General features: G+C 59.3%; 8 protein-coding genes and 3 tRNA genes. 6 read left to right on the forward strand and 5 right to left on the reverse strand.

Annotated features, from left to right (window positions below; translation table 11 throughout):
• On the forward strand, window positions 1-161 hold a 161-nt coding region (locus HKN37_14255), incomplete at its 5' end, for a hypothetical protein (protein ID NNE47813.1).
• A 423-nt stretch (window positions 162-584) separates the two neighbouring features.
• Here HKN37_14255 and HKN37_14260 read toward each other — a convergent pair.
• Together HKN37_14260 and HKN37_14265 are read right to left on the reverse strand one after the other, a co-directional pair.
• On the reverse strand, window positions 585-1,154 hold the full coding sequence (locus HKN37_14260; protein ID NNE47814.1) for a fasciclin domain-containing protein: 570 nt from the start codon (window positions 1,152-1,154) through the stop codon (window positions 585-587).
• Between the two features lie 416 nt (window positions 1,155-1,570).
• Window positions 1,571-2,707, reverse strand: coding sequence for a Gfo/Idh/MocA family oxidoreductase (locus tag HKN37_14265; protein ID NNE47815.1), 1,137 nt, complete (start codon window positions 2,705-2,707; stop codon window positions 1,571-1,573).
• Window positions 2,708-3,001: 294 nt separating this feature from the next.
• Between HKN37_14265 and HKN37_14270 the strand changes: the two genes are divergently transcribed.
• The 5 genes from HKN37_14270 (at window position 3,002) to HKN37_14290 (ending at window position 8,185) form a co-directional block, all read left to right on the forward strand.
• On the forward strand, window positions 3,002-3,757 hold the full coding sequence (locus HKN37_14270; GenBank protein NNE47816.1) for a T9SS type A sorting domain-containing protein: 756 nt from the start codon (window positions 3,002-3,004) through the stop codon (window positions 3,755-3,757).
• Entirely contained in the window at window positions 3,757-4,659 is a 903-nt protein-coding gene (locus HKN37_14275; GenBank protein ID NNE47817.1) for a T9SS type A sorting domain-containing protein, read from the forward strand. Before HKN37_14270 ends, HKN37_14275 begins: the two co-directional genes overlap by 1 nt.
• A 310-nt stretch (window positions 4,660-4,969) precedes the next feature.
• A complete protein-coding gene (locus tag HKN37_14280) occupies window positions 4,970-5,746 on the forward strand; it encodes a hypothetical protein (GenBank protein ID NNE47818.1) in 777 nt (258 codons plus the stop codon).
• Window positions 5,743-7,425 (forward strand): T9SS type A sorting domain-containing protein, encoded by a 1,683-nt coding sequence (locus HKN37_14285; protein ID NNE47819.1) that lies wholly within the window; start codon window positions 5,743-5,745, stop codon window positions 7,423-7,425. Before HKN37_14280 ends, HKN37_14285 begins: the two co-directional genes overlap by 4 nt.
• Window positions 7,426-7,441: 16 nt before the next feature.
• Window positions 7,442-8,185, forward strand: a complete 744-nt coding sequence (locus tag HKN37_14290; GenBank protein ID NNE47820.1) for a hypothetical protein — start codon at window positions 7,442-7,444, stop codon at window positions 8,183-8,185.
• A gap of 271 nt (window positions 8,186-8,456) precedes the next feature.
• Here the strand turns inward: HKN37_14290 and HKN37_14295 are convergent.
• From HKN37_14295 to HKN37_14305, 3 genes are all read right to left on the reverse strand, one after another.
• A tRNA-Cys gene (locus tag HKN37_14295) sits at window positions 8,457-8,527 on the reverse strand.
• A gap of 43 nt (window positions 8,528-8,570) precedes the next feature.
• Window positions 8,571-8,647: transfer RNA gene (locus HKN37_14300), tRNA-Arg, on the reverse strand.
• A gap of 32 nt (window positions 8,648-8,679) precedes the next feature.
• Window positions 8,680-8,754, reverse strand: a tRNA-Pro gene (locus HKN37_14305).
• Window positions 8,755-8,802 lie beyond the last annotated feature (48 nt).

Raw genomic sequence — 8,802 nt, forward strand, 5'->3', positions numbered from 1 at the left:
GGCTATATGGCCTCTTCGGCGATGAGGAGTCGGTCTGGCAGTTTGTGCTGATGAAGATCGAGTTCGTCATCGTTGTATCGATCGTCTTCACCCTTGCATACTGGGTCGAGGATGCGGACCCCGGCGCCGATCTGCAACCGGAGGGCGACGCGGCCGGGTGACGTCGACGACGGCCCGAAGCCCGAGCGCGACCCGCGCGACTGGTGCATTTGTCATCGTGATACCCCGCCGTCGCCGGGTGCTCCCGATTGTGCCGACAGGCATGAGATCGCCTGCGCCGACCCGATGTACTTGCACGATTCTGCTGGCACGAAACCGTCGTTTCCGTGCAACCCCGCAAGCATCCCGTGCTTTCAGCAGGTCAAGAGTCCCGACCTTTCGGCAGGGGCTTTCTCTGAGGTGGCGGAGGAATCGAACCGTGTTCTTGATCGTTTCGGGGCGACCTGATATCAGCTCGCGACTGCCTGATGAGGCGGCAGAATTTATCCCACCTGAAACAATTCAACACGAAAGAAGCCCGTCCGCCTCGACGGCGAACGGGCTCTCTGTTCGTATAGACGCGCGAGGCGTCGACCAGGAGGCCTCTATGGAAGAAGCACGGCTCCGATGATGTGAATCACACCGTTGCTGGCGGGCACGTCAGTGCCGACGAACGGTGCAGCACCGCCGTTGGCATCCACGAGTGACGGGCCAGAAGCATCGGGATACGTGAAGCCGCCGTTGACCATTTCAATCTGCTTCTTGTTGAGGACCGGCCGCGAGAACTGACGACCCTCCTTCAGGTGATACAGGAGGATGTTCGTGAGCGCGGCCACGTCATCGTCCTCGGGAAAAGCAGCGGCAACGTTGTCGGCATTCAGACCGATCGCAGCGAAGGCGGCGTCCGTCGGGGCGAATACTGTGACCTGCTCAAACGCGTCGAGTGCCTCTACGAGGCCGGCGTGGCTCAGCGCAGCAATTAGTGTTGAGAACTCACCCGAGTCGGCGTTAACGGCCAGGGCGGTTTCGACAACGGTCAGCGTCTGCTGACCGGCTGCCCGGTCGCGCTTGCCGAGGCTGTCGTCAGCCGCAGACGGCGAGTCAACGAGAGAGTCAGAGCATCCGGCCAGAAGGAAAGCAGATGCGACCAGGAGTGTACTAAGACGATTAATCATGGCGATCAGGGGGTTGGATGTGCCGTATGAACGTTTCTGCGACACGGTTAAACTTAAAACGCAGTCAGGGCATAACACTAAAGTTGTTCAACTGCTCCACGCACCCATTATACTCCAATCGACCAAAACGTTCAAATCGTTCTGTGTGAATGGGTTGTGAAAGCTGCGATCAGGCAGTATTCCAAGAGTGGATCAACATGGCGGTAGCACGGCCGGAGGACTACGGTGCACGATACACGCGGGATAGGCGCTACGAATACCCTCGAGGGAATCTCTGTTCGGTATGACTGACGCCGTGACGCTGCAGCCCGCTTCACGGATCGCTACCGGGTTGGGCCCCTCCAGTCAGCCCGGCCACCAGGTGATCTTTCGCTGTGCACTACTGGCCTCAGCCTGGCTTCCGCGCCCTGCCCGGACTAAAGGGCGACGGCGCGTCCCGTCCGAACGCTCTCGTAGATCGCGTCGATGACACGCATGTCGCGCAGTCCCTCGTAGCCATCAACACTCGATTCGTGTCCGTGGATGATGCTGTCGGCTACGCCGTCCATGTGCCGTGCCTGCTGGTTGATCTGCGGAAAGTTCATGGGGCCCTCCGACGTCCGTCCCTTAATCCCGCCATACCCGTAGGCAGGTCGCAGTTCCACCCATCCGTTCTCGGCCGACGCGTAGAGTCGCTCCTCGTAGGCCGCGTAGGTCGTCGCGCACGTGGCGATGCAACCACTCGGAAATGTCATCTGCCACGCGATGGTCTCGTCGACTTCCGCGAATTTCTCGGGGTCCGTCTTAAACTCCTGCGCCGTCACCTGCACGGGCTCTTCTCCGGTGACATACCGCGCGGCCTGCAGGGCGTAGATGCCCACGTCCATCAGGGCGCCCCCGCCCGCCAGCGACTTCTTGAGCCGCCACTGGTTCGGGTTGCCGAGTCGGAAGCCGAACGCCGTCTGCACGTACTTGATCGCACCGTAGACTCGTTCCTGCCCGATCCGCATTGTCTCAAGATTATGCGGCTCGAAGTGCAGTCGGTAGCCGATGTAAAGCCTTCTGTCGACGGCTTCGCACGCGTCGATCATCGTTTGCGCCTCTGCTGCCGAGACGGCCATCGGCTTCTCGCAGATCACATGCTTACCGGCCTCTGCCGCCCGGATGGTGAACTCCGCATGCATGCTGTTCGGCAGCACGACATAGACGATATCGATCGCGTCGTCGTCGACAATACGGTCGAACGTCTCGTAGTCGTATACGTGGCCTTCGAGTTCGGGATGTTGCTGCATCCACCGGTCCGCCTTGGAGGGCGTGCCGGTCACGATGCCCGCGAGCTTGCACAAACGGGTTTCTTCGAGAGCGGGTGCGAGTTGGCGAGTCGAGTAGCGGCCGAGTCCCACGAGTGCGATGCCAAGCTTCTCCTCATCGGAGCGTTCATGGACCGCCGCCGGAGATACAGCCTGTTGTTCACGGCCGCACAACACAGGCCCAAGACCCAGCGCCGCCGCTGCCATCTTGTTGAAGTGTCGGCGGGATATGTGCGAGGCGGGAGGGTCGGGAATACGATTCATGGCGATGACGAAGTTTGGCTGGATCAAACTTACTCAATCGCTACGCGGCGCGTCAGTCGTCCAGTGTGCGCTCAATTTCAGGAATGTCGCGTGTATGTGCAGAACGTCGCGCCACAGCTTGCCCGTAGGCAGGGGAGCTTCTGGGACCGGATCTGAATTTGCGGCAGGGTCGGCCAAACGAAGTCGTGCAGACTCCCCCTGACGGCCAGGGTAACCATTTCCTGCTTGGCGTGGGGAATCTCTCTGCGTACAATGTCCGCGTGATCGGGTGGCACAACGGGAACCGAAAACGTCATGCTCGTGCAGAAGATCGGCAAACAGACGATCGGTGTGCTAGCTGTCCTGCTACTTCCGCTTTGTGGCACGGCGCAGCCAGTAATTAACGTGGTGCCGAGTCCGGTCTTGTTCGGCAACCGCCCGGGTGCGGAAAACTACACAGAGATCATTAATCGCGGCAACGAGTCGCTGACCATCGACAGCTTGCGATTTGGGATAACATTCCCGTATGGCTGGGTGCTGGACCTCGTCCTCCCGGACACAACATTTGATGTCTCTTTCGCATTTGGCGTCTTGGACTATCCTCACCCATTCCCTGACATCTCCATCGCTGCCGGAGACACGGCAACTGTTCGCTTGATTGGGTGGGACCCGTGCTTGGTGTGCAAGGCGAGCGACCATTTCGCACGGCCCGTGCTGGACACGCCGTTCGTGTTTAGCAACGATCCGGTCGTATCTAGCGTGGCCGTTCCTATCGATTTCACGTTCTACGTGGGCGTCGATCCTACGACAGACCCGCGTGGCCGAAGTACGCTGGTGGTATTCCCGAATCCGGCCGCGTCCATAATTACAATCCACGTCCCGTCGATATTCACAGGGCAAACGAGAATAAAGGTCTTCGATCTAGTCGGCAGAATGGTTGGACAGGACGACATTCCTGCATCGGAGACGCAGACCTCGATCAATGTGGCCGGCTGGCATTCCGGCGCCTACGCAGTGCAGGCAACGAACGGCGAGCGAGTTACACGAACCACGTTCGTGGTTGCGAAGTGATGCGTACCGTAGCGCTCATATTTTCTCTGGGTATTGCGGTCTCCGCCACCGCACAGGACGTGATCCCGGACACGCTCGACGCCAGACGCTACCATCCCCTTGAAGTGCGCAACGAGTGGCATTGGACGACTACAGATTTTCTGTTCCCGGTGCCATCGTACGAGCGGGCCACTGTCGTTGGAGATACCATCGCAAATAATCGGAAGTATTTCGTCTGCGTACGGGAGTTCTTCGATGCGTCGTTCACGCTTGTACGTACGTTCCGTAGCTACCTACGTTACAATGCCGTCGGTGCTGTTCTTTCCTTTGATGACATTGCGCTGGATCCCCTAGAACCTGACTCGACCCGGCCTTGGTACCACGCCGATTTTGGTGACACGCTTGACGTCGTTCCGCGTCAGCGCGCAGTGGTAGATGGTCGATACGACACGACGTTCGCTGGGCAGCGGATTGCAGCAATCAAGACGTTGTGGATTGAGCTCTGGGATGGGTCTTTTTTTGAAGCTGAGGCTTACGCAGCCGATGTCGGGCTCATCTCTCGCGATGTCTTTGATGGCCCGACCACAGCTCTCGGCTATGCGAACGTGGGCGGTCTGACATTTGGATCACCAATCGTGAACGTCGGTAGATCGGAAACCGTATTGCCAGCGCGTCGGTCCGGTGTATCAGTCTATCCCAATCCTACGGGCCACAGGACGACCATTGCCGTCGACATGGTGGAACCACAGAGAGTGACCCTCGAAGTGATCGATCTGCTGGGCAGGTCCGTGTCCCTCATCTCCTTCGGCCCCGGCAGCCACAAAGTCTCGCTGGACGCGGCCTCGCTGCCCGCTGGTGTGTACTTCGTCCGGCTGATGGCGGGAGACCGTGTGGAAACGAGAAGCCTAGTGGTGGCCCGGTAACGGCGTGATGGGGCCCGTCCTCGCTGATCCTCTTGACCGCTCAGGTGACACGTTCGTCCGTTTGGGTATCGCTGCTATCCGATCGCAACGGCATTCGTGGTCACGGCCAGCGCCGTAAGTACGTTGCGACTGTCCAGTGGACCATGTGAACCAGTCCCGCAAGACACCAGTGTGCCATACAAGGGGACCAGACGTTCCGAGACTCGAATGGTGTTGAGCAGAGATTGAGTCTCGGACGCTACCGTTCCCACGTGACATCGCTCTCCAGTGCCAGAAGGTTCTCCGACTGGATTGAGTTTGAGGTTCGGGAATGAGGAACGACCAAGTCAGTCGCACCGGAGTCTGTATCGTGTTTGCCGTGTTCGCGCTGACCTACACGGGCTGTGAACTGTCATCAAATCTCGACGGCGACAGCGAGGACGGTCAACCTATTTTCGAAGCGCGGACGGATAAGTCGGACTATGCAGCCGGAGAGCCGATCGAGCTGTCGCTTGTTGCAGCGAACATCACAGGAGACACTCTTTCGATTAGGCCCTTCGATCCCTGTATAGCCGCGTACCGATTTGACCGGTTCGACACGAAGGACTGGTTCGGATGCATCACCGGGTGGGGGAGAAGCGAAACCGATCTTGCCCCGGCAGAAGCCATTTTGTGGACGTGGACACATGATCCGACGATCCCGGGCTGGCCAGATCGAGACGGCGCCCAAACCGTTGAGGCATATCTAGAGAACCGAGGTAGTGCGCAGGCTGCTTTTCGGTCGGCGAGATACACTGGTGGCACGATTCAGATTCGCCGTGCTTCGGATGTGGCGACCGATGATCTGTCGTCCCTGCGGGATAGCCTCACGGCTACCGTACTCTTTCACGCCTATGCGCTTGAGAATTGGAAGATCGTTGGCGTCCACCCCGATTCCGCCGTTGCCGCCCTTTCAGACGACTCGCGGCTTCTATCTGTTGAGCGCATCATCATTCCGTCGGATGTTCGCTTCCAAATTGTCCGAGTTGCCGCCGCCGAGTTACCCGCGTTCCCGGGCCCGTCCGCAGCAAGCTTCACCGTTGCGTACACACGCGAGCCGGTCCCATGAGACATGAATATGCCATACGACTCTGGGCCTGCCTGAGCTTGCTTCTGATCTCGTGGTCGAGCGCCAGCGCGCAGGAGCCATGCGGTCCCGGCACGGCCGTATCGGAGCTATCCACGAACGATGTTCGGGCAGTTCTGACGAACAACGGCAGCCTGATGTGGACCGACCCCGCTGAGCCAAGTCCGGTCTACGAAGTGCCCAAGGGTAGCGGCTCGAATGCGATCAATACAGTGAGTCTCTGGTTCGGTGGGATGGTCGGAAACGAACTGCGCATGAGTGCGGGCCTGTACTCGGATTTCGAGCTGTGGCCGGGCCCGCTCGACATCGAAGGCCAGCCCGCCGCCGACTGCACGCCGTACGATCGCATCTTCAATGTCTCCGACGACGACATCCGCCAGTATGACGATACAGGGATCGCGACGCCGGATATGCTGGACTGGCCGTGGCACCTTGGTGCGCCCGTCCACGACGGTGACGGGGACCCGCACAACTACGATCTGATCGGTGGCGACAGGCCGCACGTCCACGGCGATCAGACCCTCTGGTGGATTCTGAACGATGCGGGAAACCGGCACCTGTCCACCGGCACCGAACCAGTTGGTATGGAAGTGCGTGTGACCGCCTTCGTATCCGGAAGCTCCGATGTCTGGTGGGTACCGTACGCGACGCTGTACCGGTTTGAGCTGGTGTACCGGGGATCACAGCCGCTGGAAGATGCCTTCTTCGGAATCTTTGCCGAAACCGATCTTGGGAATCCCGACGACGACTACATCGGCTCTGACTCGACGCGTGGACTGGCCTTCACCTACAATGGCGACAACGTGGACGAGGGCCCGTTTGGCTATGGAAGCCGTCCGCCCGCACTGGGCATCCGGTTGATCGACGGTCCCACGGTTGACGGCGACGGCGTGGACAATGACCGTGATGGAGAAACGGACGAGTTGGGAGAACGGCTGGGCCTCAAGAAAGTGTTCTCTTTCGAGAGGAATGCTTCCGTTCAGGGTCTGCCCAAGTACGCTTACGAGTTCTACTACTACCTGCAGGCTCGTTATCGAGACGGCACACCGATGTGCTCTGGATGGACTATAAATCGGGGCTGCCCTTTTCACACAGAAGCGGCCAACTTCATCTTCCCAACGGATCCGCCGGAGTATTGGAGCGAGGAAAACATCTATGCGGACGGCACCCCGAATGAACCGGGGGATCGACGGCTGCTGCTCAGCACGGGACCTTTCCGAATGGACCCCGGCGAATATCAGGAGATCACAGCTGCAATCCTCTTTGTCCCTGGCGGTCCAGACCGGTACGAGATGATCCGCTGGCTCCACCATGCAGCCAGTCACGTACGCTACCTCTATCCGGCGCTATCGCAATTTGAAATCGAGCAGTCAGAGCAGTATGCCACTCCCGGCCCGGACAACTTCGCCCTTGGGATCCACCCAAAACCGGCTGCGGAACATGTCACTTTGGAGTTTGAGATTCCGGTGGCGGGACACGTTCAGATCACGGTGCTGAATGTGCTCGGCCGACGTGTCCTCGTCCCGGTAGAAGGCGTCTACGGGTCCGGGCGGCACTGGGTGGATGTGAACCTTTTAGGATTGGCGGCAGGCGTCTACACGGCTCGTATCGAGGCGCACAACGTGTCCGGAGCGCGATCGTTTGTCCTTGCGGGATCGTAATCCTAGTGGATGCACCATGAGACGTCCAGCATCTTCCCTTGCCTTGATTTGCTTGGGTCTGTATGCCTGCCAGCTCGCAGGCCCCGAGGATGAATTCATCACCGTTCGAACGGACAGGCAGGCATACCACAAGGATTCTCAGGTAACCCTGACGGTTGCGAACGAGTCCCCGTCGCCGCTGTACCTCTGGTACGGCTGCGCTCAGGTGGACGAGATATTCGGTCGAGCACCGATCGACACGGTGGCACCGATCGTGAGAAGGTATTGCCAAGAGACCACGGACTGGCCGCCGCCAGCAACCCTTGCTCCGGGAGAAGAGATGCGGGTGACGACCGGAGCGGGATGGGACACCGGTCCTGATGAGGAAGTCGTGGAGTACAGCGAGCAGTTCTTCTTGACTCTCGACCGCGAAGGCTCCCGGCCTGTTCCACCCAATGTCACGGTATCGAATCGGTTCACTGTGTGGGACACGCCCGCTGTATGGGTCGTTCGCTACTTCTCCGGCGGCCGACAGTGCGATCCGGAGTCATCGTATGATCCCCCGGATGTCGTGCGACTGCTTCAGGACGCGGGCGCGGTTGTTCTGGATCTCGCGATCGAGCCCAGTGTAGTCTGCTTCGCGTGTTACATCTGTCCGGCTTGGGCCGCTCGGTACGCCGCGCTAGTGAGAGAACAGGATCTTGGGATTGCTCTTGCCGCCGGGTTCGAGCTGCGCGACGGTACTCCACCGATCGTGCCGCATCACAGCGAGTTTCCCTAGCTGTGGGCACCGCCTTACGATTCGCGATCCCTATGCGGTGTCAGAATCGTGAACTGGAATCGCGCCGTCGGTTCCGCCCGCAATCTTGTCCTTCTGCCTCAATACCTTTCTTGATCGTAGGAGCCGACGTGGTTCTTTCGTGACTCCAACGTCATCATTATAATCGACGACACAGACCGGGTGCCCTCACTGTCGCCAGAATCATCATCAGTCTTTATCACCGGCAGCCAAAACAAAAGCCCCGCTTCTATACAGAAACGAGGCTGGTCTGAGGTGACGGGCGGAATCGAACCGCCGTACAAGGTTTTGCAGACCTTTGCCTAACCACTCGGCCACGTCACCAGTTGTCGCGGACCGTCCGGTTCTTGCCAGACACCACGGCCGGTGGTACGCCAGGCAGGACTTGAACCTGCGACCTACGGATTAGAAATCCGTTGCTCTATCCAGCTGAGCTACTGGCGCTCGGTTCTTAACAGGTCCGATACATACTCTCGTCGGGGTGGCAGGATTCGAACCTGCGGCCTTCTGCTCCCAAAGCAGACGCGCTAACCGGGCTGCGCCACACCCCGAGTCGGCGAAATACTATCGCTCGCCGCTGACTCCAGAAAATCTACGCC

The sequence above is a fragment of the Rhodothermales bacterium genome (assembly GCA_013002345.1).
In the GTDB taxonomy this organism is placed as follows: Bacteria; Bacteroidota; Rhodothermia; order Rhodothermales; family JABDKH01; genus JABDKH01.

Excerpts from the sequence above, each read along its gene's own strand:
- HKN37_14260 (NNE47814.1), bottom strand. The coding sequence starts at position 1,154 with ATGATTAATCGTCTTAGTACACTCCTGGTCGCATCTGCTTTCCTTCTG.
- HKN37_14265 (NNE47815.1), bottom strand. The coding sequence starts at position 2,707 with ATGAATCGTATTCCCGACCCTCCCGCCTCGCACATATCCCGCCGACAC.
- HKN37_14270 (NNE47816.1), top strand. The coding sequence starts at position 3,002 with ATGCTCGTGCAGAAGATCGGCAAACAGACGATCGGTGTGCTAGCTGTC.
- HKN37_14275 (NNE47817.1), top strand. The coding sequence starts at position 3,757 with ATGCGTACCGTAGCGCTCATATTTTCTCTGGGTATTGCGGTCTCCGCC.
- HKN37_14280 (NNE47818.1), top strand. The coding sequence starts at position 4,970 with ATGAGGAACGACCAAGTCAGTCGCACCGGAGTCTGTATCGTGTTTGCC.
- HKN37_14285 (NNE47819.1), top strand. The coding sequence starts at position 5,743 with ATGAGACATGAATATGCCATACGACTCTGGGCCTGCCTGAGCTTGCTT.
- HKN37_14290 (NNE47820.1), top strand. The coding sequence starts at position 7,442 with ATGAGACGTCCAGCATCTTCCCTTGCCTTGATTTGCTTGGGTCTGTAT.